Below are 23,359 nucleotides of genomic sequence, written 5' to 3' on the forward strand. Positions count from 1 at the left end.
TCGGGAGACCGCAGGCTGACGGCACCGCCCGCTCCCGCCTGGAGGTCGTATCCCGCATGGCAGCTCAGAAGTCTCGTCGTCTCCCGCCGCTGAGCGGGGTCCTCGTGCTGGTGATGGCCTCCACGGGGCTGGTCGTCGTCGACCTCACGATCGTGGCCGTCGGACTCCCGCTGATCAGCGCCGACGTCGCGGACGGGGATTCGGCGGAGTCGGTGGTGGTGACCTACATGGTCGCGATGGGTGCACTGACTCAGGCGGCCGGAAGCCTCTCGGACCGCTGGGGGCGGCGGTCTCTGTTCCTGGCCGGGATCGCCGTGTTCACTCTGGCCTCCCTGGCCGCGACTTTGGCGCAGGACCTGTGGTGGCTGAACGCCGCCCGGGTGGTTCAGGGCTGCGGAGCCGCAGTGATCATGGTGAACGGCATTCCGCTGATCTCGGACCGCTACACCGGTGAGGAGCGCAATCTCGCGATCGGTGCCTGGGGATCGTTCGCGACCGCGGCCGGGCTCCTCGCCCCGACCCTCGGTGGAGTGCTGATCGACGCCTTCGGATGGCGCGCGGTTTTCGCGATCAACCTCCCGCTCGGCGCAGCGGCCTGGGTGCTGGCCGCCCGCGTGCTGCCGCCAACCGCCCCCGCACCCTCCTTGACCGGGCGGCCGGACTGGCCCGGCAGCCTGCTGCTCATGCTCGGCCTCGGTACGGCGACTCTGCTCATGCTCCGCCCCGACGACACACCATGGGCAGGCCAGGACACCGTCGCACTGCTCACCGCCTGCCTGGCACTGGCCGCCTTCCTGGCCCTCCAGCTCCGCGTGCCCAGGCCGACACTGGAGCTACGGATGTTCACCCGACCCGCGTTCTGCGGCGCGATGCTGGCCGTCCTCTTCTCACGCGTCCTGACCATTGGCGGCTCGGTCTACTTGGTGCTGTACCTGTCGGACGGCCTGGGCCTGAGCCCAACCTCGGCGGGGCTGCTGATGACGCCGATCTTCCTCGCACAGATCGCCACCGGCATGGTCGGCTCCAAGCTGCTCAGCCACTGGGCCCCCGGCCTGGTGATCGGCTCCGGCTACTTACTCAAGGGCGTCGGCTTCACGGCCCTGGCACTGCTGATCACACCCAGCACACCGTGGTGGGCGCTGCTCGGGCCGCTGCTGGCCTGGGGAGCCGGCGGCGGAATCGCCGGCGCCCCCGTGATGGCCGTGGCGGTCGAGGTGACCGAACCCGAGCGGGTCGGCATGGTCGCCGGGACCGTCTCCACCCTCGCCTCCCTTGGCGCCGGCGTCGGCACAGCGGCACTGGGCGCGATCTTCACCCTTCACGACGGCACCAGTACAGGCAGCCAGGCCGTCGCTGACGGCACCCGGGCCGTCCTCACGGTCTCCGCCGTGCTTGCGTTCATCGCAGTACTCACCACACTCGTCCTCATCCATCCGCGCCGCGTCCCTCGCCCCGACCGAAGCCAGGAACCCGCCCGGTGACCACCAATCTCGCCGTTACCGCGCCCGCACCGACGCCGGGACCTGGCACCTGTCACACGGCACCCGCACCTCGCATGAACGACCAGATGCGAGAGTTCCGAGAACACCTCCGGGCGATCACGTTTCCGCAGGTCGCCATTCGCAGAAGTCCTCTCAAAACTGGCACATTGTGCGAGACGGTTCTGACAGACTGCCGGGGTGGAACTGGCGCCCGATCAAGCAGCAGATGCGGTAGAACGAAACGACTGTCCAAAGTGTGAAGCCCCGGCCGGGAGTCCGTGCCGCACCCGCGGCGGGAAGACCGCGACGAAGTACCACACCCCGCGCTTCATCCTCGTCCCCGCGCTCCGCGAAGAACTCGACGTCCGCATCCCCGAGGACCGCGGACCCGGACGGGCATGGAAGCCGGGCCCGCCCATCGAGGCGGCGCCCCCCCACGCCGGCCGCAAAGCCGATCCGGATCGGGTACGCCCGGTGCTCGACCGCCCAGCAGGAACTCCAGTCCCAACTCGACGCGCTTGCCCTCGCGCAGTGCAAGCGTGTCTTCTCCGAGAAGATCAGCACCCGCGTCAAGGTGCGGCCCGCGCTGGAGGAAGCACTCAAGCTCGCGTACGACATCAAGGAGGCCGCCCCAGACCAAGAGGTCATCCTCACCGTCCACGAGCTCAAGCGCCTCGCGCGCAACGCAGCCGAGCTGATGACGCTGTCCACCCAGCTCCAGACCGCCGGCGTCCAGCTCGAACTCCTCACCGGCCCCCTCACCGGCATCTACGACCCCAACGGCATGGGCGCCATGTTCTTCGCCGTACTCGCCGTCGCCGCCCAGCTCGACCGCAACTACATCCGCGAGAAGACCCTGGAGGGCCAGGTCACCGCGGCGAGCAAGGGCAACCACGGCGGACGCCCCAAGGTCATCGACGACGACTCGCTCACCTTCGCCGTCGCACTGAAGGACAAGGGCGTCCCTGTCCCGGAGATCGCGAAGAAGCTCACCATCAAGACCGGCAAGAACGTGGGCAAGCACCCCTCGGTCGCCTCGCTCTACCGGGCCCTGGCCGAAGCCGAGGAGGCCGACGCCCCCGACGAAGCACAGGTCATCGGCCTCGGCGGCCGGTCCGCGCCCGCATCACCGGCCCCGGCAGCGGCACCGATCCAGAGCTGATGGAACGGCCCCGTCGAGACCAAGTCCCGTGAGAACAACGTCCAGGTCAACACGTGCACCGGCTCCGAGGAAGACGACCTCCTCCACGCGGCCGGCTCCTGGATGGCCGAGCACCTCGACGCCGTCCTCATCGGCCTGAACTGGATCGGCGACTTCCTCTCCCCGCACGACATCGACCCGCCCGGCCCGCCAGGCCACCGCCTGGACCTCACCGTCGACCTCTCCAACGAACGCCACTGACCCACACGCGGCGAAGACTCCAGCGATCACCACGCTGGGGTCTTCGTCATCCATGATCAAGTGCTTAGCGCTAACGGCTGTTCCGTTGGTCCCCAAGGCCGGTTATCTACAGGAGGGCAACTGATGCGCACTCTTTACGTCGTCACCCATCCGGAGGCGACGCACCACGTCGAGGGAGTCGTCGGCGGATGGCATGACTCGAAGTTGACGCCCGCTGGCGTCCGTGCGGCCGTCTCCATCGCGCAGGCGTTGCGGGCTCAGGTCCCGGACGGCGCCGAAGTGGAGCTGTTCTCCTCGGATCTGCAGCGCACTCTGCGGACGGCCGAGGAGGTGGCCGAACTGTTCGGCGTGAAGCCGATTGTGGATCGCAGGCTGCGGGAGAAGTCCTATGGTGAGGCAGGGGGAAAGCCCCAGGAGTGGCTGGACCGGCGCTTCGTCCCCCCGCCGGCTGTCGGGGAGCGAATGGACCACGACGAGGGCGTGCAGGGTTCCGAGACCAAGGCTGCGTGGGCGCAACGCGTCTACGCAGCAACGGACGAGATCCTGCAGAACCCTTGCGAACATCAGATCATCGTGACGCACGGCGGCTCCCTGACGTTCGTCGTGGCGTCCTGGATCAAGATGCCGATCGAGTCGGCCGGCTATGCCAGTTTCCGGGCCCCCTCCGGCAGCATCACCACGCTCCGCGAAGACGACTTCTTCCACAACCGCCAAGTCGTCAGCCTCGGTGACACTCTTCATCTCGACTCCGCACAAGCTGGCTGACCTCAGCCTGGCCCGCTTCGACGGCCCGTCGCCCTCGCGGGCGGCGGGCCGTCCCACACTGATGCCAGTTCTCGTGAACATTCCCGAGCCCGTCGACGTCCCTCTGCTGCCCAAGGTGCTGGACAAACGCTGCTATTGCAAGTGAACGAAGCCAGTTCGGCTTCTTCGCCGCGATGGCCGAGACGGAGCGGGAGAACATCCGAGAGTCGACGCTGGGGCGAGTCCGTCGAGCAGATCCAGCCCGCCCTGATCATCCCCACCGGCAGGCGCAAGGGACACAGCCCGTCCGTCGCCAGCATCTACCGGGCCCTCGCCGAACACCAGAAGACCCAGGCGTACCCCGAAGCCGTCGAGACGGCCCACGCCGACTTCGCCGCCCTCCAGCAATACGACCGCAACCCCAAGTAGTTACTCAGCGCTACACGCCACCTGGCGGTAGCTATACGAGAACAGGGCCAACTCGGACAGAAGCTGAGACGGCACCACCGAGGTGCCCGGTCGGCACGCAGGACACTGGACACTCCTACGTCTGATCTGCTGCTGCCTCGGGTGCCGTGTGCGCGGGTACGTGGTCGCGCCGGGCCCAGTCGCGGCTCGTAGGGCCGCGACTTCGCTCCGGAGTTCGGTCAATTCCCGGTGCGGTGCCCGGATGGCGATGATGGCCCCTCCGTTGGCGTCGGTGCAGCAGACGGACCGGTCGTTCTCACACCGGCACCTGGACAAACATCCTGCGGCCGCGATCATCGTATCGAGTTAATGTCGGCGGCTTTCCTTGGCCCGGAGGGCGAAGCCGCCCTTAGTGTTTCCCATGGTCTGAACGGATTCCCGTTCAAATAACCCCCTTCCCCTCCTGTTGCCCGATGGCGTCCGTATACGCACGTCGCCGCCCTGACCGAGGAGCGCTTGCCCGATGACTGTTGACTCGAGCCCGGACGTGCGACCGGAGCCGCCCCGGCAATCCAGCCTGGGCACGGCGGCCGCCCGTAACCTCGCCAACACGACCAAGTCCGCGCCGCAGATGCAGGAGATCACCTCCCGCTGGCTGCTGCGCATGCTCCCCTGGGTGGAGACCCAGGGCGGTGTCTACCGGGTGAACCGCCGTCTGACCTACACCGTCGGCGACGGTCGCGTGGAGTTCGTCCAGGACGGCGCCGATGTCCGGGTGATCCCCCGCGAGCTCGGTGGACTGGCCCTGTTCCGCGGCTTCGACGACGTGGAGGTGCTGACCACCGTCGCGGACAGGTGCGTTCGACGCGACTTCCGCGCGGGCGAGACGCTGGCCGAGCGCGGGGCGCCCGCGGACAAACTCCATCTGATCGCCCACGGCCGCATCAGCCAGGCGTCCGTGGGCGGTTACGGCGACGAGGTGGCACTGGGGGTACTGGCCGATGGCGACCGGTTCGGGGAGAACGCCCTGCTGGACGAGGACGCCCGGTGGGAGCTCACCGCCACCGCCGAGACCTCGGGCACGCTGCTCACCCTCTCCCGCGGCGACTTCGCGGCCGTCCTGTCCTCGGCGCCGAGCCTCCGAGCCCACCTCGACGCGTTCGCGTCGCTCTCCGGCCGGCGGCAGAACCACCGCGGCGAGGCGGAGATCGCGATGTCGGCCGGCCATGCCGGCGAGCACGAGCTGCCCGGCGCGTTCGCCGACTACGAACTGAAGCCGCGCGAGTACGAACTCTCGGTCGCCCAGACCGTTCTGCGGGTCCACACGAGGGTCGCCGACCTTTACAACGGGCCGATGAACCAGACCGAGGAGCAGCTCAGGCTCACCGTCGAGGCGTTGCGCGAGCGCCAGGAGCACGAGCTGATCAACAACCGGGAATTCGGCCTGCTCCACAACGCGGACTTCAAGCAGCGCATCCAGACGCACTCCGGCCCACCGACTCCGGACGACATGGACGAACTGCTCTGCCGGCGCCGCGGCACGAAGTTCTTCCTTGCACACCCCAGGACGATCGCCGCGATCGGGCGTGGGTTCAACGCGTACGGGATCTATCCGGGCCACGTCGACCTCGGCGGCCAGCAGGTCCCGGCCTGGCGCGGGGTCCCGATCCTTCCCTGCAACAAGATCCCCGTCACGAGGGAAGGGACCAGCTCGATCCTCGCCATGCGTACCGGCGAGGAGAACCAGGGCGTCATCGGCCTTCACCCGACCGGGCTGCCGGACGAATACGAGCCGGGCCTGTCCGTCCGCTTCATGGGCCTGGACGAGAAGGCCGTCACCTCCTACCTCGTCACCGCCTACTACTCCGCCGCCATCCTCGTGCCGGACGCGGTCGGCGTGCTGGAGAACGTGCAGATCGCCCGCCGGCCCGGGTAACGGGCCCCCGGACGAAAGAGACGCTCGGTGCGACACCCGGCAGCTCCCGGGGCCGTCGCGCATGCCCCGGAGGGCTTCGGACCAGCCGCACACCCCATCAAGGAGCCATGGATGCCCGCGCCTGAGCTGCCACCGCCACAGTCGAGTCTGCCAGAGGCCGCTTCCCGCTTCGGGACGCATCTCCTCGCCTCCGCCGCGGCCCGAGCCCGCGACGTCAAGGCCGCCACCGGCGGTCCGTCCGACGCGTCTTCCCTGCCCGCTCCGCCCATGGATTCGGCACCTGCCCCTCCTCTCCTCGGCCTCCCGGCGGCCGGGGTGCCCGCAGCGAGCACCGGCCTGGAGCGGATCCTGCGTGGTCCCAGCGGCCTGGGCACGGCGGGTCTGCGCCTGGCCCTGCGGGAAGGGCCGCCGACCACGTCGGGCCGGCCGGCGGACGCGGCCGAGGGCCCGCCTGTCCCGGGCCTCTACCACCACCCGGTGCCCGAGCCCGATGCGGTGCGGGTCGAGGAGGTCAGCCGACGGATCAAGGCCTGGGCACTGGACGAGGTCGCCCTGTACCCCGAGGACTGGGAGGAGGAGTTCGACGGCTTCTCCGTGGGCCGCTACATGGTGGGCTGCCACCCGGACGCGCCGAGCATCGACCATCTGATGCTCGCCACCCGCCTGATGGTGGCCGAGAACGCGGTGGACGACTGCTACTGCGAGGACCACGGGGGCTCACCCGTCGGCCTCGGCGGACGTCTCCTGCTGGCGCACACCGCCCTCGACCCCCTGCACACGACGCAGGAGTACGAGCCTCACTGGGCGAAGTCGCTCCATGCGGACGCGCCCCGGCGCGCCTACCGCTCCGCCATGGAGTACTTCGTCCGAGCGGCCGGCCCCTCCCAGGCCGACCGGCTCCGGCACGACATGGCCCGGCTGCACATGGGGTATCTCGCCGAAGCGGCCTGGGCACAGCTGGACCACGTCCCGGAGGTGTGGGAGTACCTGGCGATGCGCCAGTTCAACAACTTCCGCCCCTGCCCCACCATCACCGACACCGTCGGCGGCTACGAACTGCCGGCGGACCTGCATGCCGAGGCCGCCATGCAGAAGGTCATCGCCCTCGCGGGAAACGCGACGACCATCGTGAACGACCTGTACTCGTACACCAAGGAGCTCGACTCTCCCGGACAGCACCTGAACCTGCCCGTCGTGATCGCCGAACGGGAGGGCCTCTCCGCCCGGGACGCCTACCTGAAGTCGGTCGAGGTCCACAACGACCTCATGCACGCCTTCGAGACCGAGGCCTCGGCACTGGCCGCCGCCCGCCCCGTCCCGGCCGTGCAGCGCTTCCTGCGGGGCGTGGCCGCGTGGGTCGACGGCAATCACCACTGGCACCGGACCAACACCTATCGCTACAGCCTGCCCGATTTCTGGTAAGAGAATGGACTCACACGTGACCGACACCGAACTCACCGCCACCGCCACTCCCCTGCGCATCCCCCGCCCGGCGACGCCCTACCAGGGGGACATCGCCCGCTACTGGGACGGGGAGGCCAGGCCTGTGAACCTGCGTCTCGGCGACGTCGACGGTCTCTACCACCACCACTACGGCATCGGTGAGGTGGACCATGCCGCACTCGGCGACGCCGAGGACAGCTCCGGCGAGAAGAGGCTGATCGCGGAGCTCCACCGACTGGAGTCCGCGCAGGCCGAGTTCCTCCTGGGACATCTCGGTGACATCGGGAGTGACGACACCCTGGTGGACGCCGGCTGTGGCCGCGGCGGTTCGATGGTGATGGCGCACCAGCGCTTCGGGTGCAAGGTCGAGGGTGTCACGCTGTCGGCCAAGCAAGCCGACTTCGCCAACGGCCGTGCGCGCGAACTCCGCATCCAGGACCATGTCCGCGCCCGGGTCTGCAACATGCTCGCCACGCCTTTCGGGACCGGATCGGCCGCGGCGTCCTGGAACAACGAGTCGAGCATGTACGTCGACCTTGACGACCTCTTCGCCGAGCACTCCCGCGTCCTGCGGGTCGGCGGTCGCTACGTGACCATCACCGGCTGCTGGAACCCGCGGTACGGCCAGCCCTCCAAGTGGGTCTCGCAGATCAACGCGCACTTCGAGTGCAACATCCACTCGCGCCGGGAGTACCTGCGCGCCATGGCCGACCATCGCCTCGTGCCGCAGGCCGTCATCGACCTCACTCCCGACACTCTGCCCTACTGGGAGCTGAGGGCCACGTCTTCTCTGGTCACGGGAATCGAGGACGCGTTCATCAACTCCTACAAGGACGGGTCCTTCCAGTACCTCCTCATCGCGGCGGACCGCGTCTGACCTGGCCTTCCGCTGTCCGGGAGGGTCCGTGGCGACGTAACGGGCCCTCCCCCCCGCCCAACCGCTCCAACGGCTGGGCGGAAGTCGTCCGGCATGGCATCGTGAGTTCCCATGTCACAGAGCACTGAGATGCGGTTGGGCGTGACCCTTCCGACGTTCGGTCCTGACGCCCAGCCGGAAGGCATCACGGAAGTGAGCCGCACGGCGGAGGACATGGGCTTCGACTCCCTGTGGACGGGTGACCGCGTGCTCGCCCCGGTCGCGCCGAGCACGCCCTACCCGGGCCGGGGCGGCGTGATGCCAGACGTGTACGAGAACCACCTGGATCCCCTGGTGGCCCTGACGTTCGCCGCGGCGCACACGAGCAGGATCCGTCTCGGGACCAGCACGCTGAACGGCCTCTGGCAGCCGCCGGTCATGCTCGCCCGGTCCCTGACCACGCTCGACCTGCTCAGCCACGGGCGTCTCGACGTCGGCCTCGGGCTCGGCTGGATGCCCGAGGAGTACGGGGCGGTCGGCGTGCCGTGGAAAGACAGGGGCGCGCGGCTCGACGAGACGCTCGACGTCCTGGAGGGGTACTGGTCCGGCGGCTCCTTCGCCCACGACGGCCCGCTCTTCACCGTTCCGGAGACCAGGGTCGGTCTCAGGCCGCAGCAACTCCCCGGACCTCCCGTACTCCTGGCGGCGTTCACCCCCCGGGGCTTCGCACGCATCGGACGACGGCTCGACGGCTGGCTGCCCGGCGCCATGCCGCTGACGGACCTCGTGTCCATGTGGAGCGCCGTCGTGAAGGAAGCCGAGAAGGCGGAGCGTGACCCGGCCCGTCTGCGTATGGCGCTGCGTGTGAACCCCGAGCTGACCGACACCAGGGCTGATCCGGAGCAGGTGCCGCGGAGAGGGACGCTGCGGCAGTACGTCGACTACGCCCGGGCCGCGGCCGAAAAGGGTGTGCACGAACTGTTCGTGGACTTCGGCCAGACGCCCGTCACGCTCGACGAACGCATCGAGCTGGCCGGCCGTTTCCTCACCGGGGTGCGTGCGGGGTGATCACGACGACATCGTGGTTCTCGCTCCAGCGCAGGACCTCGTCCTTGCGGGGGTTGACCCGCACCCCGTATCCGGGACCCGTCGTCGCACGGTCACGGCTCCGGTATCCGATGGCGCACTCCCCTCGGCGCGACGCCGACTCGACGACCGTGGCGAAGGAAGCGCGGCACCCCGCCCGCACGTAGTGGGCGGCCGGCTTGAGCTGGATCGTGCTTCCGCCGGGCGCGAGGAGTTCCTCGAACAATTCGGCCAGATGCCGGTTCTGCGAGATCTGGGCCATCAGAAGGCCCACGAGTTTGCCGCTGACGATGAAATCCGCGCCCGGACCGACCGGCGCGATCGCCCTGTTGCGGTCGTCGGTCATCTCGGTGACCACGGTGACAGGGTTTCCCGACCTGCGTTCCAGATCGCGCAGGAGCAACAGGGTGACCAGAGTGCGGTCGTCCGGTGCGCCGCCACAGGCCACGCGGTCGGGGCCGAGGACGATGACGCCGTCGTACGTGGCGAGGTCCAGGCCGTTCACCGTCCCGGGCAGGGTGGGGTCTCCGGGGCGTAGGACGACCGTGAGGCCGGTGGAGGCCTCCGTTCCCGCGGCCCGCACCTCCGCGGCGGTGGGCTCCCCGCCGTCGGCCACGACGTGGAGGACCGAGCCCTGACCGACGTGGTCGGACAAATGGCGGACGATGCGGTGTGCGCGACGGTTCCATCCCAGCAGGAGCATCCTTTCGGGGCGCACCGCTGAGGGCGGACGGGACACGATGACCGCCGCGTCGACGGCCGCGGGCTCAGGAGCCTCCACCGTGGTGTCGTCGTCCTCCGCGATCACAACGAGCCGGTCACCTGTGCAGACGAGCGAGTCGGGCGCCGGGGCGAGCCGCAGAGCTCCGTCCGCCCGCAGGACGCCGACCACGGTCGACGACACATAGGCCGTCAGCACCTCGGCGAAGGTACGGCCGGCCTGCGCCGGCGCCTCGACGACGTAGAACTCGTCTCCGGCGAAGTCGAGCAACTCCTGGAACACGAGCGACAGTCCGGGCTGCCGGGCGCACTGCGCCACGAGCCGTGCGGTGATGTCGTCGATCTCCAGGACGACCGCACCCGGACCGGCGGCGAGCACTGCGGCGAGCCGGTAGCGTCCGTCCCGGACCACCGCCAGGATCCGGGCGCGGCAGTCGCCGTCGGTCGCCGCCCGGAGGGACAGCAGGTTCTTGACGATCTCGGCGTCCTCGTCGGGTTCGTCGCGCGGTAGCACCAGGACGACGTCCGCCGTGGCGGGGCTGACCCGTTCCAGTGCGGCCGGGTCCGTCGGGCGCCCGTTGCGGCAGATGATCCGGGTGCCCCTGTCTCTGCCGCCCAGCTCGGTGCGCAACTCTTCCTCCATGTCCGTCTTGTCCCGGTCGGCGAGGACGACGACGGCTCTCCGCCCCTGGTTGCTGTTGGCCTCCACGATCTCGGCCACGACCGTGAAGATCTGGTCGGACCAGCCGAGTACGACGGTGTGGCCGTTCTCCAGGACGGTGGAGTGGCCGCGCCGCAGATCGAGGAGCTTCTCGGTGATCGCGGCAGTGATCAGGCTGACGAGGGTGGACACGTAGAAGAGCGCGACCAGGGCGAGAAGGACCGACAGGGCGACGCGCAGGGGCGATCCGGCCTCTCCGCCCAGCCGGAGTGTCTGTCCTACGCTCCGCCATACCGCCGCGGCTTTCGCCCACCGGTCGTCGGGGGCCCCGTCGTCCGTCCACACCAGGATGGCGCTCGCCGGGACCACGATGACCAGGCACACGACAGCGAGCCAGCCGATGAGAGCGGCGGCACCACCTGCCAGCGTGTTGTCGAACCAGTACCGCGCCTGCTCACCCGGCGCTGCCCGGCGAGGCACTCCGGCCGAGGGGTCCACCGGGGCCGTGGGGGCCTCCTGCCGCTGCCGCTGCCGCTGCTTCCCCACCCTGGCGATCCCGGCCCACCGGCGCCTGTCCTGGTCATTGCTCGTCTTGTGCACAGCAGCAGCGTGGAGAGTCGTTGATCACGACATACGGGTATCAGGCCGTGGTTCATCCTTTAGAGGACCATGCGGACATCAGCGCGGAGGTACTTCTCCGGGAGGGGAGGAGTGAGCCCGCTCGACGGGAGAGCACCCACGGACCGCCCGCAGCCGATGGCCGGGCGGGTCACCCCACCAGGTCCGGCGCGCGCAGCATCTCCGGCGGGACGCCCCAGGCGTCGACGAAGCCGACCGCGAGGGGCCGGACCTTGCGGCAGAGGTCGTTCACCTCGCGGCTGATCGCCTTGGAGCGCTGGACGGTCAGCCGGCCGTGCTCCATGAACCAGGCCCGGTCCGCCTCGATCGTGGACAGGGCGAACAGGTCGCACAACAGGCCCAGCGCGACCTTGTTGCCGCCCTCCGGCAGGGTGCGCACCTTGTCGACGAACGCCTCCAGCACCAGGCGCTCGACGTGTGCGTGGGCGACCGCGATGACGTGGTCCTGCACCTGCGAGAAGACGGCACCGGGATCGCGCTTCTGGTCGACCCCGCGCTTGAGCCGGCGGGCCACGCCGGCGAGCATGTGCTCCTCGCGGTAGCGGAGCATGGCGAGCTGGTACTCCGAGTCGAGAAGGCCCGCTTCCTGGTCCCATTCGTCGCCCCCGGGCAGCAGGTCGCGTACCCGCTCGAGCAGCTTGTGGGCCGAGGTCTTCTCGATGACCGTCTCGACGGCGAGGCCGGTGACGTAGCGGACCATGCCGAGCTGGTCCAGGTCCTCGAACTCCGCCGCGTAATGGGTGAGCAGGCCCTTGGCCACGAGCTGCATCAGGACGTGGTTGTCCCCTTCGAAGGTGGTGAAGATGTCGCTGTCGGCCTTGAGGGCGGCGAACCGGTTGACAGTGAGATAACCGGCGCCGCCGCACGCCTCTCGGCACTCCTGGACGACCCGGGTGGCGTGCCAGGTGCCGAGCGCCTTGGTGCCGGCGGCCCGCGCCTCCAGCCGGCGCCGCGCCTGCGCGTCGTCCTCGATGCCGGAGAAGACCTCGTGCAGCTGCGTGCGCACGACGTCCTGCGCGAAGTGCAACGCGTACGTACGCGCGATGAGCGGCAGCAGACGACGCTGATGCAGACCGTAGTCGAGGAGCAGCTGCTCCTCCGTGTCCGGGGCCGCTTCGAACTGCCGCCGCCGCACGGCGTACTTCGTGGCGATCGCGAGGGCGACCTTGGCGGCGTTGACCCCGGCGCCACCGACGCTGACCCGGCCCTGCACCAGCGTGCCGAGCATGGTGAAGAAGCGGCGGTCGGGGTTCTCGATCGGGCTCTCGTAGACACCTTCGGCGGTGACGTCGGCGAACCGGTTGAGCAGCGCCTCGCGCGGCACCCGGACGCCGTCGAACCAGATGCGTCCGTTGTCCACGCCGTTGAGGCCCATCTTGCGGCCGTCGTCCTCGATCCGGACGCCGGGCGCCACCTCTCCTTCGGCCCTGACCGGCACGACGAACGCGTGCACCCCCCGGGGTTCCCCGCCGACCTCCAGCTGGGCGAAGACGACCGCCAGCTCGGCGTGGCACGCCGCGTTGCCGATGTAGTCCTTGCGGGCCTGGTCGCCGTCGGTGGTGATGACGAACTCCTGGCGGGCGGCGTCGTACGTCGCGCGGGTGCCGAGCGCCTGGACGTTGGAGCCGTGCCCGGTCTCGGTCATCGCGAAGCACCCCATCAGCCGCCCGGTGATCAGGTCCGGCAGATAGGCGTCGTGGTGGCGTTCGGTACCCAGCTGCAGGATCGCGCCGCCGAAGAGGCCGAACTGCACGCCCACCTTCACCAGCACCGACAGGTCACCGAAGGCAAGCGTCTCGAACGCGGCGATCGAGGCCCCGATGTCGCCACCACCGCCGTACCTGGCCGGGAAGCCCATGCCGGTCTGGCCCGTCGCAGCCATCTCGACCACGAGCTCACGCACCCGCTCGCGAAACGCGTCGAAGCCGAGCTCGTCGGCCTCCTCGAGGACGGAGGCGTACGTCACGAGGTTGGTCCGGACGAGGTCGCGGATCTCGGCGTACTCGCCGTCGAGTACCTCGGTCAGCGCCCGGACGTCGACCTCGGGCCGCTCGTATCCGCTCGGGTCGGTGGATGTGTTGTCAGTGGCCATGCCATGTCGCTACCCCGCTCCGGCGCGATCAAGCGGTCGGCCCTGGCCGCCGGAGCCGTACGAGGGAAAGCACCCCACGGCTGCCGCACTCGATGACGCCCACCGACGGCGCCGCTCGCCGGGGTGGTGGGAGCCGCGCTGCTGGCGAGCGAACCCGCTCACGGTGAGGCGTCGGTGGCCGGGGACGCCTGAGGAGTGGAGGCCGCCGCCGGACGGCCGGCGGCCGGGCGTGACGGACCTGCCAGGTGAGGACGGCGAATCCCGGGGAATACGTGGCGACAGACGATCGGAGGTTGCCATGGATGGCAGAGATCTGGAACTCGGCGAGCTTCTGGCCGCCGCGGAGTCCGCGCCGCCCGGGGAGTCCGTCGGCGTGGTCGCGCACGATCTGCGCAAGCGTTTCGGGGCGGAGCGTGTGTCGTTCCTGTTCGTCGACCTCATGGGACAGCGGCTGCTGCGCCTGACCGCGCCCGCCGAGGGCGACATGGTGGATGTTCCTGAGCGGATCCCTCTGCAGGGGAGCGTCTACGACACGGTTCTCCGCAGCCAGCGCCTCCATGTGGAGCCGGACGGCCAGGGCGGACGGCGGGTGATCGCGCCGGTGAGCAACCGGGGCGACTGCATCGGTGTCCTGGAGGTGACGCTGCAGTACGCCGACGACACCGTGCTCGGACAGATCAGCGAGGCGGCGCACGCCTTGGCGTACATCATCGTCACGGACCGTCGTTTCACCGACCTCTACCACGCCGGCCGGCGCACCACCGAAACCAGCCTGGCCGCCGAGATCCAGCACCAGCTGCTCCCTTCGGCCTCCTGCTGCGAGGCTCCCCAGTTCACCCTCGCAGCAGGTCTGGTCCCGGCCGACGACATCGGTGGCGACACCTACGACTACACCCTGGACCGGGAGACGCTGCACCTGTCCATCACCGATGCCATGGGTCACGACACCGATTCCGCCCTGCTGGCCACCTTGGTCACGGGGGCGCTGCGCGGCGCCCGCCGCACCGGCTGCGACGCGCTGCATCAGGCCCGTCGCGCTCATGAGGCCCTGCTGAGCCACAGTCGTGGGCTGGTGACCGGACAGCTGCTGTGCGTCCGTCTCGATTCGGGCACCTGCGAACTGGTCAACGCAGGGCATCCCTGGCCCCTTCGCCTGCGGGACGGCGCCACCGAGGCCGAGGAGGTCCAGCTCGCCGTCAACCTGCCCCTGGGCGTCGCGGCGCCCACCTCCTACCAGCTCCAGACGCTGCAACTGCGTCCGGGCGACCGCCTGGTCCTGCTCACCGACGGCATGCAGGAACGCGGTGCTGCGGATGTCGACCTGGCCGCTCTCGTGGCCGACAGCCGCGCGTCGCACCCCAGGGAGGCCGTCCGCGCCCTGACCACAGCGGTGCTGGACGCCTGCCGGGGCAACCTCAAGGACGACGCGACCGTCCTCATCCTGGACTGGCACGGAACCGGGGAGTCCGCTCGGCGAGGCGCGCTCGCGGCGCGGTGATCCCGGGCGACGCGGCAGAAGCCGTGGCCGAGCGCGGGGGGTCAGGCCGACTCCGGCGGCTTCTGCGCGTCGAAGGCGAAGAGGGTGTTGTCCGCCGCGGCCACGATCACCGCGCGCCCCGCGACGGTCACGCGCGGGCTCGCGTCCTCCCCGCCCAAGCCCTCGGCCTGCGGATCCGTCGTCCACAGGGGTGTGCCGTCGCGCGGCGACAGGGCGACCACCCGGCCGGTGGCCGAGCTGAAGTACAGCGCGCCGCCGCCCGCCACGGGACCCGACGCGCCTTCGACGGGCGTCTGCCGTGACCACTTCTTCCGTCCGGTCGCGGGGTCGAGCGCCGTGACGAGGCCCGTCTGTCCGCTCACGTAGACGGTGCCGTCCGCCATGCCGGGCGTTCCCGCGTACGTCTTGGCCAGCCGGGAGTACGTGACCTTTCGCGAGGCCGGGTCGACCCGTGCCACCCCGTCGTACCCGGTGAGCGCCGTTCCCTCGATGTGCTCCTGAAGGAGTACGAGACTTCCCTCGGCGGCGCCCACCGGCCTGGCGGGCCCGTCGACCGGGACGGCCCCGCCCAGTGTTCCGGAGGCGCGGTCGAGCGTGTGGAGGGTGGGGTGGCGCACCTCCAGGGCGTCCACCTCCGCGTCCGTCGCGCACATCGCGAAGAGCCTCGGTCCCGCCGGAACGGGCGCGCACTGCGTGCCGGCGGGGAACGGCGTCTCCCAGGTCACCTCACCGCTGTGCGCGTCCCGGGCCTCGAAGCGGGAGTTGGAGGCGTCGACCGTCACGACGGCGGAGCCGGCCACGACGGCGTCCTGGGTCCGGCCCGTGACGGCCGTCGACTGGGCGCCGGACGGCACGGACCACAGTTCCCGGCCGCTGTCCGCGTCGATGGCCACCACCTCACGGGGAGGGTCCTGCGGAGCGTCCTGGGAGGCGAAGCGGTAGCCGAGCACCGTGTCGTCGGTGGCGCCCACCAGATACATGCCCTGGACGGGGACGCCCGGGCTCTTCGCCGTCCACGCCGTCGAGCCGTCCACGGCACTGATACGGGTCGCGAGGACACCGCCGCCCCCGCAGAACAGGGCGGCGCCGCGCGCGACACAACGCAGTTCGTCGGGTATGCCCTCGTCACCGCCCCGCACGGTCGTGCGCCACGGCGCGAAGCCGTCCGGAAGCGCGGCGGCCGACGCCGCGACGCCGTCGCCCTTGTCGCCGCCGCTCCCCCCGGTACTGCCCGTCTTCAGCGCGGCGACTCCCCCGCCGATCGCCGCCACCGCGACCGCCGCCGCGAGCACGGGCCGCCATCCGCGACGCAGGCGGCGACCGGCCAGGGTGCCGTTGCTCCCCGCACCAGGACCGGCCGGGGCGTCGGCCGCCGGGGCGGCCGGCGGCGGGGTGTCCCCCGCCCCTGAGTGATGCTGGGTGATCATGTCGCGGGTCCGCCCCGCGCCGACAGCCCGCGCCTCGGTCCCACCGAGGTCGGCCGGCAGGTCACGCAGCAGCACGAGGAGTTCGTCCGCCGAGGGGCGCCCCTCGGGCTCCTTGTCCAGGCAGGACTCGACGACCGCACGCAGGGCGGCCGGCACGGCGCCCAGTGACGGCTCCTCGTGCACCACTTGATACGCCGTCATGTAGGGACTGTCCGCGTCGAACGGCCCGTGGCCCGTGGCCGAGTAAACCAGCAGGGTTCCCAGCGAGAAGACATCGGACCGCGGACCCACACCGCGCGGCGCCTGCAACTGTTCCGGCGACATGAAGGGCGGCGTACCGATGACACGCCCCGTCATCGTCAGCGTCTGCTGGTCCGCGGCGCGCGAGATACCGAAGTCGATGACGCGCGGGCCCTCGGGCGAGAGCACGACGTTCGAAGGCTTCAGGTCACGGTGGACGACGCCCACCCGGTGGATGTCGCGCAGCGCCTCCGCCAGCCCGATGGCGAGCCTCCTCAGCTCCGCCCCGTTCAGCGGGCCCTCCGCGGCGATGTGCTGGGCGAGCGTGTTCCCCTCGATGTAGGTCGTCGCCATCCACGGCTGCTCGGCCTCAGGGGCGGCGTCGACCACGGCGGCGGTGAACGCGCCGCTCACCCGCCTCGCGGCCGCCACCTCCTGCCGGAAACGGATGCGGAACTCGTCGTCCCCCGCGAACTGCTGGTGGATCAGTTTGATCGCGACCGGCCGGCCCGAACTCGTACGGGCCAGGAAGACCGTGCCCATACCGCCGGAGCCGAGCCGTGCCTCGAGCGGATAGCCGCCGATCTCCGCTGGGTCACCTCCGCGCAGCGACACTCTTCCCGTCCTCCTGTCCCCCGTGCGCCTCGCCGCCACGGGCCCGCCTGTCTGTCCTGCACCCAAACTAGCCGCAGGGCGGTACGGCAGGCCAAGGCGGGTGACGGACAGGGCTCTCCGGGGCACCCCCGCCCCCGCACACCACACGGCCCATCCGGGAGCCGACGGGCCGGGCCGTGTGGTGTTCCGCTACCAGCCGGCCTGCACCCCGGTGTACGCCGTACGGCAGTCCGCGTTCGTGGCCTCCGCGGCCAGCTTCTCCATGGAGTTCCTCCAGACCTGCTTGGCCAGCTTCTCCAGGTCCCGCGTCGCGGCGGGCACGTTCGGGGCGTACTTCTTGATCGTCGCGATGGAGGACTTGGCGAACTTGTTGCACACGGGCCCGGCCGCGTTCCGGTAGCGGGTGTCCAGGTCCGCGGCGACCGCCTGGCCGTTCTGGGTCGCCCAGGTGTTCCAGGCCGCGCACGCCGTCTCGGTGAGAGCCGCCTGGTCGGCCTCGCTCAGGCCCAGGACCTCGGCCAGCATCGCGTTCTGGGCCTTGTCGGGGACGGTGAAGTCGACCACGGGGAACTTGTCGAGAGTCTCGAGCAGCGCCTCCTGACAGGCGGGCGGCAGCGGGGCGGCCTGCGCGGGAGCGGGGACGGCCAGGGCGGAGCCCGACAGGAGAGCGGCGGTGAGGACGGTGCGCTGGACGGTGCGCGAAAGAGTCATGAGGGTGGTGCTCCTTGCACGAAGAACGTGTCGGTCCGGGCACCGCGTCAGCGCCCGCGGCTACAGAACGATCAACGGCTTCCCTTGGTCACGGCCGGTGTGGGCGGGGCTCCCCGGGTGCCCTCGGCCGCAGCGGGCCCGGAGGGCCTCGGGACGCGGGGCTTCCGGTCCGGAGGGAGCGCGTTGCGGGTGCGCCGGCGGAAGACCAGGAAACCGGCGAACGCGGCGCCGGTGAGCCAGAGGACCTGGATCACAAGGCCCTCGCGCACCGACGCGTCGGAGAAGGCCGCGGACATGCTGGCCTGCACGGCCCCGTACGTCGGCAGGAAACGCACGACGGCGCTGTCCGATCCGGAGCTGGAGAGGGGGTTCTGCAGGGCGACGTCGAGGATGCTGATCATCAGGATGGCGAACATGCCCTCCACCTCGCGCCGGAGCACCGACCCGAAGACCACGCCGAACGCGCCGTAGGTCAGGGCGGCGCAGAACAGCGCGGCGGCGAGCATGAGGGGCTGCCGGGGGGCCCAGGCGAAACCGGCGGCGGCAGTGGCGTACGCGGCGACGGCGGCACAGACCAGCGTGAGCGCGGAGAGCTTGGCGAGGACGAGGTGGTACCTCGGGTATCCCGCCATCGCCAGGCGGCGGTCGAAGGCACCGCCCGTGAAGGTGGCGGCGAACATCATGAACCCGGCGATCAGCGTGACCGCGTTCAGCGCGCCGGTGATCTGGGTGAGGTGGTTCCCCGGCGGTGAGAGCACCTCACCCGTGGCCCGCAGCCGGAACGGCGCGGGCTCGTCGGGGATGGTCACATACGCGAGCCCGATCCACACGGGGATGTACGCGACCACGAGCAGCATCGCGAACCGGTTGCGGGCATGCCCGATCAGCGCGTACCGGGACGCCGTGGTGAAGAGGGACCAGTGCCGCCTCATGCCGTCGCCTCCGCACGCGGTTCCTGACGGGTGAGGCGTCCGCCGTCCAGGCGCCACAGCACGTCGAGCCGGTCGATGTCGTACGCCAGGTGCGAGACGACGAGCACCGAGCGTCCGGCGTCGCGCAGACTCGTCGCCAGCTCCCAGAAGCGCAGATACGTCTCCCAGTCGAAGCCCTGGTAGGGCTCGTCCAGCAGCAGCACGTCCGGATCGTGCATGAGGGCCAGGGTCAGGTTGAGCTTCTGCCGTGAACCGCCGCTGAGCTGGCCGGCGCGCCGGTCGAGGTATTCGGTGAAGGCCAGGGTCTCCATCACTTCTCCGGCCCGCCGCAGGTCCGGGAGCCCGAACGCGCTCCGGAAGAAGTCGAGGTGCTGGCGGACCGTGAAGGAGTCGTCCAGGACCACGGACTGCGGGCAGTAGCCGAATCTGCCGGTGTGGTGCACCGATCCCCGGTCCGGCCTGAGTTCACCGGCGAGGGCCTTCAGCAGAGTCGTCTTGCCGGCGCCGTTCTCCCCGACGATCCCGGCGAGGGTGCCGGGCCGCAGCCGGAGGTCGACGCCCCGCAGGACGGCGTGCTGCCGGTAGGAATGGTGCACATCTCTGACGTCCATCGCGCTGCTCCGTCGTGCCAGGTCTTCCCGATGGCCGCGGAACCGGTCCGCGTCTCCCATTCGGCGGGTTCGTCCGGCCGGCCACTCGGCGGCAGGGCCGGTCCGCTCCTGGTCAACGAGCGGGCCGCGCAGCGGAAACGGCGCCGGAATCAGGCGGCCGTCAACGCGGCGCACGACAGGTCACGCGTGAGGTGGGCTCACCACCGCGAACCGGGTCCGAGAGGGCCGAGGTGACTAACGTGGCCGGGACCGGAGTGCCTGCGGCCGGGCCCTCTCGTCCGGCCCGGCCCCCTCGTGCGGGCCCGTTCACGCCTGTGCCGGCGCAGTCACGTCCACACGAGGAAAGGTCGGTCAGTCATGCGGAGAACGTGCGTGATCGGTGCGGGGCCGTCCGGCCTGGCAGCGAGCAAGGTCCTCGCCTCCCGGAACGTTCCGTTCGACTGCTTCGAGGCCGGTTCGAAGATCGGCGGGCTCTGGCGGTACGGCAACGACAACGGCATGTCGGGGGTGTACGCGTCGCTGCACGCGAACATCTCGAAGGAGAGCATGTCCTTCTCCTCTCTGGCCATGCCGAAGACGTATCCGGTCTTTCCGCACCACAGCAAGGTCCTCGCCTACCTGGAGGAGTACGCCACCTCCTTCGGCCTGCACCGCCACATCACGACGGGCACCGAGGTCACCTCGGTGCGGCCCCTCGACGACGGCGGCTGGGAGGTCGCCCACCGGCGCCGCGGGGAGACGGACGCGGAGGTGGCGACGGGGCGCTACACCGAGGTGGTGGTGGCCAACGGCCATCACTGGGACCCCCGACTCCCCGACCCGGCCGTACCCGGGGCCGAGGAGTTCGAGGGGCCGGCTGTCCACTCGCACGACTACCGCTCCCCCGAGCCGTACGCCGGACTGCGGGTGCTGGTGGTCGGCATGGGCAACTCGGCGTGTGAGATCGCGGCGGAGATCTCCCGTACGGCCGCGCGGACCTACCTCTCGGCGCGCGACGCGGCGCATGTGTTCCCCAAGATGCTGCTCGGCCGGCCGGCGGACCACCTGGTGTGGAGCCCGCTCTCCCGTCTTCCGATGTCCCTCAAAGGGCCGGCGACGGCGCTCCTCCTGCGGCTCACCCGTGGCGCCCCGGCCCACTACGGGCTGCCCGAGCCGGCCCGGGGCCCGCTGGCCGCCCACCCCTCCTCGTCGGACGAACTCCTCGTCCAGCTGGCCCGGGGCGCGGTCACCCCCAAGCCCGGCGTCAGTTCCTTCGGCCGGGACACGGCGGCCTTCACGGACGGCAGCCGCGAATCCGTCGACGCCGTGGTGTACGCCACCGGTTACTCCCTCTCCTTCCCCTTCCTGGACCCCTCCGTCTTCGCCGCCCCGGGCGGCCGCACGGAGCTCTACCTGCGCACGGTCCCGCCGCGGCTCCCCGGGCTCTACTTCATGGGGCTCGCCCAGCCGTCCGGTGCGGCCTTCCCGTTGCTCGAACCGCAGGCGGAATGGATCACCGACCTGATGGAGCGCACGGTCGCCCTGCCGTCGCCGGCGGGCATGGAGCGGGCGATCGTCCGTGAACGCCGCCGCCATGAGAAGACGTACGTGTCCAGCTACCGTCACGGCATCGAGATCGACGTCCGCTCCTACCGAAGAGCCCTCCGCCGGGAACTCCGGGCGGGCAGGCGACGGGCTCGCGGTGCGCTCCTGCCGCTGCCCGGCGTGGCCGGCCCCGCCCCGGCGGCCGAAGCCGTCTGACCCCGGGGGCGGGGACCGACGCCGTCCGGCCCGGGGGCGGGGCGCCCGGCTCACACGGGCGCCGAGCTCTGCTCCAGTTGTCCCACGGCCTGCTCCCACAGCTCCGGCAGCAGTTCCCCCATCGGGAGGGCGCGGTCGGCGACGAAGGACACCTCGGCCCAGTCGCCGAAGAAGGACAGCCCCACCCCGAAGAGGTGCCCGGGCACGAGCAGGGGCAGCAGGGCGGTGCCCGTCACCTGGGTCTCCCCGAGGCTCCCCTTGTCCGCGAGCGGCATGGACGTGGCCATGACGTTGGTGACGCGCGGGGAGAGCACCCGGCGCATGTACCAGTCGGTGGGTCGTCCCGGCATGAAGCGGACCAGGTCCTGGATGGCCTGACGCCACGCCTCGCCCCGCAGCTTCCGGGTCGTGGCCATGACGTGGTCCAGTCGCCGCAGGGGCGCCTCGCCGTCCTGGGAGCCGTCCGGGGAACCGCTCGGGCGCCGGGAGTCGATCCGTACGGGCAGCTCCAGGGGCAGGGCGAAGCAGCGATTCCCCCACGTCTGGTCCTCCTCGGTGCGGCGCGCGTCGACGGGCAGCACGGCCGTCACCCGTGGGAGCGGTACGCCGGAGCGGTCCGACCAGGCCGACAACGCCCCGGCGAGCGCGGCGAGATGTACGTCATGGGCCGAGCCGCCGCGCGGCGTGCCGATCCGGCGGAGGGTGTCCACGGGTACGCGTCCCCGCCACAGCCGCTGCTCCCCCGAGGGGACGAACGCGGAGCCGGAACGGTGGCGCCGGCCGACCAGGGTGCCGGCCAGGAATTTCGTGGCCAGCCCGACGGCGGCGCCCACGCGCCGTGGCACCCGGGCCGCACGGCTCCCGCCCGGCACCGGACGGGCGGAGGGCTCCCCCGCGCCCAGCATCGTCCGGAAGGTCATGGCGGCGGCGGAACCGTCCTGGCAGGCATGGCGGAAGCGGTAGCACACGGCGTACGCGTCGGGTGCGTGGCCGTGGACCAGCCAGACCCCCCAGTACGCGCCGGGCGCGAACGGGGCGTTGAGCGCGGTCTGGAGAGCTGCGTCCCACCCGTCGGGGCCGTCGGCGACCACCTCCTGTACGTGCCGGTCGACGGCGAAGTCCGCGTCCGGCCGCCACCGGAGCCGCCGGCCGCCCTCGACCCGGCTGGTGAGAAGAGGCAGTTGGCCCAGACGGAAGCCCACATAGGCGCGCAGGTCCGTCAGGGCCGGGGCGGGACCGCTGAGGTACGCGACGCCACCGGCGTCCCAACGGACGTCCGGCCGGCGGCGTTCCAGGTTGAGGAACGCGCGGTCGACGGCGTGGGTGGGGTGGCGAGGGGAAGGGATGGACCGACCGGGCCGGTCCGCCCGGGCTGACGGGACGGACCCGGTGGACCGGGCGGACTGATCGGGAACGGGCATGGGGCAGGGCTCCTGTTCGTGCCGGCAGCGAGCGGCCGACGGGAAGAGGGACGGGCGGCGCGCGGCGGGCCGAGCACCGGGCCGGGCCGCCGTCCACCCATCAGGATGACCACCGGCCGCGGCGGGTCCGTCCCGCGCCGAGCAGCGCCGTCCCCGCCCGGCGCGGTGCGCAGCCGCGTCCGTCTTCCGGCCCACGAGGCACCCGTTCGCCGTGCGGTGACCGGCCTGCCACCACCCGCGGCCCGCCGCCGGCGGAGCCGGCGCGCTCGGGAGGGCGGTCCGGGAACACCGTCCGCGAGTTCCTCCGAAAGGGGGACAAGGCTCCGCCCGTCTCCGGCCCGTCGGGTCACCCCCCGCGCCTCCGGCCACCCTGGCCCGCAGCGGATTCCCTCCGATCGGTGCAGGTCGCACCTGTCATGGCACGGCGTACTTCGTTCGGGTGAGCAGACCGAATCGGGGGCTCCCGCTCCGCGCACCGTCTGACATCGTGTGCCGTGCGCCGGAGGTCATGGGGCCCTCGGGGGCCCGAGAAGCCCCCGGCGAAGCTGGGGCGCCTGGGAGCGGCCGAGCACTCGCCGCACCGGTACGGCCGGAGGGGCCGAGCCGCTCGCACCCCCACCGCCGGGTGACACTCCGCGCCGCGGACCGGTGGCCTCCCGCCCCGCCGTTCCCGGTCGCCGCAGCAGCGGCGCCCCG

General features: G+C 71.0%; 18 protein-coding genes and 1 pseudogene. 12 read left to right on the forward strand and 7 right to left on the reverse strand.

Annotated elements, in window-relative coordinates; translation table 11 throughout:
• Positions 1-56: 56 nt before the first annotated feature.
• The 10 genes and pseudogenes from ACZ32T_RS28505 to ACZ32T_RS28550 all read left to right on the forward strand — a co-directional run bounded on the left by ACZ32T_RS28505 (position 57) and on the right by ACZ32T_RS28550 (position 9,338).
• Entirely contained in the window at positions 57-1,481 is a 1,425-nt protein-coding gene (locus ACZ32T_RS28505) for an MFS transporter (protein WP_467369761.1), read from the forward strand.
• A gap of 198 nt (positions 1,482-1,679) precedes the next feature.
• A pseudogene (locus tag ACZ32T_RS28510) lies at positions 1,680-1,781 on the forward strand (zinc finger domain-containing protein); the annotation flags it as partial.
• Complete coding sequence (locus ACZ32T_RS28515; protein WP_467369763.1) at positions 1,738-2,643, forward strand: recombinase family protein; 906 nt, start codon at positions 1,738-1,740, stop codon at positions 2,641-2,643. The pseudogene ACZ32T_RS28510 and the gene ACZ32T_RS28515, both read left to right, overlap by 44 nt.
• Positions 2,644-2,745: 102 nt before the next feature.
• On the forward strand, positions 2,746-2,883 hold the full coding sequence (locus ACZ32T_RS28520; RefSeq protein ID WP_467369765.1) for a hypothetical protein: 138 nt from the start codon (positions 2,746-2,748) through the stop codon (positions 2,881-2,883).
• Between the two features lie 123 nt (positions 2,884-3,006).
• Positions 3,007-3,648, forward strand: a complete 642-nt coding sequence (locus ACZ32T_RS28525) for a histidine phosphatase family protein (protein ID WP_467369767.1) — start codon at positions 3,007-3,009, stop codon at positions 3,646-3,648.
• 141 nt (positions 3,649-3,789) lie between these two features.
• Positions 3,790-4,056: a hypothetical protein gene (locus ACZ32T_RS28530; protein WP_467265227.1), complete on the forward strand. Its 267-nt coding sequence runs from the start codon at positions 3,790-3,792 to the stop codon at positions 4,054-4,056.
• 502 nt (positions 4,057-4,558) lie between these two features.
• Positions 4,559-5,971 carry a family 2B encapsulin nanocompartment shell protein gene (locus ACZ32T_RS28535; protein ID WP_467369769.1) on the forward strand — a complete coding sequence of 471 codons (1,413 nt, stop codon included), beginning with the start codon at positions 4,559-4,561 and terminating at the stop codon, positions 5,969-5,971.
• Positions 5,972-6,082: 111 nt separating this feature from the next.
• Positions 6,083-7,393: a family 2 encapsulin nanocompartment cargo protein terpene cyclase gene (locus ACZ32T_RS28540; RefSeq protein WP_467369771.1), complete on the forward strand. Its 1,311-nt coding sequence runs from the start codon at positions 6,083-6,085 to the stop codon at positions 7,391-7,393.
• Positions 7,394-7,409: 16 nt separating this feature from the next.
• A complete protein-coding gene (locus ACZ32T_RS28545) occupies positions 7,410-8,291 on the forward strand; it encodes a geranyl diphosphate 2-C-methyltransferase (protein ID WP_467265221.1) in 882 nt (293 codons plus the stop codon).
• 111 nt (positions 8,292-8,402) lie between these two features.
• On the forward strand, positions 8,403-9,338 hold the full coding sequence (locus tag ACZ32T_RS28550; RefSeq protein ID WP_467369773.1) for a TIGR03619 family F420-dependent LLM class oxidoreductase: 936 nt from the start codon (positions 8,403-8,405) through the stop codon (positions 9,336-9,338).
• On the opposite strand, the gene ACZ32T_RS28555 is transcribed toward ACZ32T_RS28550, so the two are convergent.
• Both ACZ32T_RS28555 and ACZ32T_RS28560 read right to left on the reverse strand, forming a co-directional pair.
• A complete protein-coding gene (locus ACZ32T_RS28555; RefSeq protein ID WP_467369776.1) occupies positions 9,316-11,337 on the reverse strand; it encodes a CASTOR/POLLUX-related putative ion channel in 2,022 nt (673 codons plus the stop codon). The two genes, ACZ32T_RS28550 and ACZ32T_RS28555, sit on opposite strands and share 23 nt — an antisense overlap.
• Before the next feature lie 169 nt (positions 11,338-11,506).
• Positions 11,507-13,468 carry an acyl-CoA dehydrogenase family protein gene (locus ACZ32T_RS28560; protein ID WP_467369778.1) on the reverse strand — a complete coding sequence of 654 codons (1,962 nt, stop codon included), beginning with the start codon at positions 13,466-13,468 and terminating at the stop codon, positions 11,507-11,509.
• A 298-nt stretch (positions 13,469-13,766) separates the two neighbouring features.
• Between ACZ32T_RS28560 and ACZ32T_RS28565 the strand changes: the two genes are divergently transcribed.
• Entirely contained in the window at positions 13,767-14,966 is a 1,200-nt protein-coding gene (locus tag ACZ32T_RS28565) for a PP2C family protein-serine/threonine phosphatase (protein WP_467369779.1), read from the forward strand.
• A gap of 41 nt (positions 14,967-15,007) precedes the next feature.
• Here ACZ32T_RS28565 and ACZ32T_RS28570 read toward each other — a convergent pair whose 3' ends face one another.
• The 4 genes from ACZ32T_RS28570 to ACZ32T_RS28585 form a co-directional block, all read right to left on the reverse strand.
• Positions 15,008-17,248, reverse strand: a complete 2,241-nt coding sequence (locus tag ACZ32T_RS28570) for a serine/threonine-protein kinase (RefSeq protein WP_467369781.1) — start codon at positions 17,246-17,248, stop codon at positions 15,008-15,010.
• Between the two features lie 189 nt (positions 17,249-17,437).
• Positions 17,438-17,959, reverse strand: a complete 522-nt coding sequence (locus ACZ32T_RS28575) for a hypothetical protein (RefSeq protein ID WP_467265207.1) — start codon at positions 17,957-17,959, stop codon at positions 17,438-17,440.
• A gap of 71 nt (positions 17,960-18,030) precedes the next feature.
• Positions 18,031-18,891, reverse strand: coding sequence for an ABC transporter permease (locus ACZ32T_RS28580; protein WP_467369783.1), 861 nt, complete (start codon positions 18,889-18,891; stop codon positions 18,031-18,033).
• Positions 18,888-19,502 (reverse strand): ABC transporter ATP-binding protein, encoded by a 615-nt coding sequence (locus tag ACZ32T_RS28585; RefSeq protein ID WP_467265202.1) that lies wholly within the window; start codon positions 19,500-19,502, stop codon positions 18,888-18,890. Before ACZ32T_RS28585 ends, ACZ32T_RS28580 begins: the two co-directional genes overlap by 4 nt.
• A 357-nt stretch (positions 19,503-19,859) precedes the next feature.
• Here ACZ32T_RS28585 and ACZ32T_RS28590 point away from each other — a divergent pair, with 357 nt between their 5' ends.
• Complete coding sequence (locus tag ACZ32T_RS28590) at positions 19,860-21,242, forward strand: flavin-containing monooxygenase (protein WP_467369784.1); 1,383 nt, start codon at positions 19,860-19,862, stop codon at positions 21,240-21,242.
• A gap of 50 nt (positions 21,243-21,292) precedes the next feature.
• On the opposite strand, the gene ACZ32T_RS28595 is transcribed toward ACZ32T_RS28590, so the two are convergent.
• Positions 21,293-22,663 (reverse strand): hypothetical protein, encoded by a 1,371-nt coding sequence (locus tag ACZ32T_RS28595; RefSeq protein WP_467369786.1) that lies wholly within the window; start codon positions 22,661-22,663, stop codon positions 21,293-21,295.
• Positions 22,664-23,359: the final 696 nt, after the last annotated feature.

The sequence above is a fragment of the Streptomyces sp. NPDC023573 genome (genome assembly GCF_055559735.1).

Coding starts and splice junctions, on each gene's coding strand:
- ACZ32T_RS28505 (WP_467369761.1), top strand. CDS start 57: ATGGCAGCTCAGAAGTCTCGTCGTCTCCCGCCGCTGAGCGGGGTCCTC.
- ACZ32T_RS28520 (WP_467369765.1), top strand. CDS start 2,746: ATGGCCGAGCACCTCGACGCCGTCCTCATCGGCCTGAACTGGATCGGC.
- ACZ32T_RS28525 (WP_467369767.1), top strand. CDS start 3,007: ATGCGCACTCTTTACGTCGTCACCCATCCGGAGGCGACGCACCACGTC.
- ACZ32T_RS28535 (WP_467369769.1), top strand. CDS start 4,559: ATGACTGTTGACTCGAGCCCGGACGTGCGACCGGAGCCGCCCCGGCAA.
- ACZ32T_RS28540 (WP_467369771.1), top strand. CDS start 6,083: ATGCCCGCGCCTGAGCTGCCACCGCCACAGTCGAGTCTGCCAGAGGCC.
- ACZ32T_RS28550 (WP_467369773.1), top strand. CDS start 8,403: ATGTCACAGAGCACTGAGATGCGGTTGGGCGTGACCCTTCCGACGTTC.
- ACZ32T_RS28560 (WP_467369778.1), bottom strand. CDS start 13,468: ATGGCCACTGACAACACATCCACCGACCCGAGCGGATACGAGCGGCCC.
- ACZ32T_RS28565 (WP_467369779.1), top strand. CDS start 13,767: ATGGATGGCAGAGATCTGGAACTCGGCGAGCTTCTGGCCGCCGCGGAG.
- ACZ32T_RS28575 (WP_467265207.1), bottom strand. CDS start 17,959: ATGACTCTTTCGCGCACCGTCCAGCGCACCGTCCTCACCGCCGCTCTC.
- ACZ32T_RS28580 (WP_467369783.1), bottom strand. CDS start 18,891: ATGAGGCGGCACTGGTCCCTCTTCACCACGGCGTCCCGGTACGCGCTG.
- ACZ32T_RS28585 (WP_467265202.1), bottom strand. CDS start 19,502: ATGGACGTCAGAGATGTGCACCATTCCTACCGGCAGCACGCCGTCCTG.
- ACZ32T_RS28590 (WP_467369784.1), top strand. CDS start 19,860: ATGCGGAGAACGTGCGTGATCGGTGCGGGGCCGTCCGGCCTGGCAGCG.
- ACZ32T_RS28595 (WP_467369786.1), bottom strand. CDS start 22,663: ATGCCCGTTCCCGATCAGTCCGCCCGGTCCACCGGGTCCGTCCCGTCA.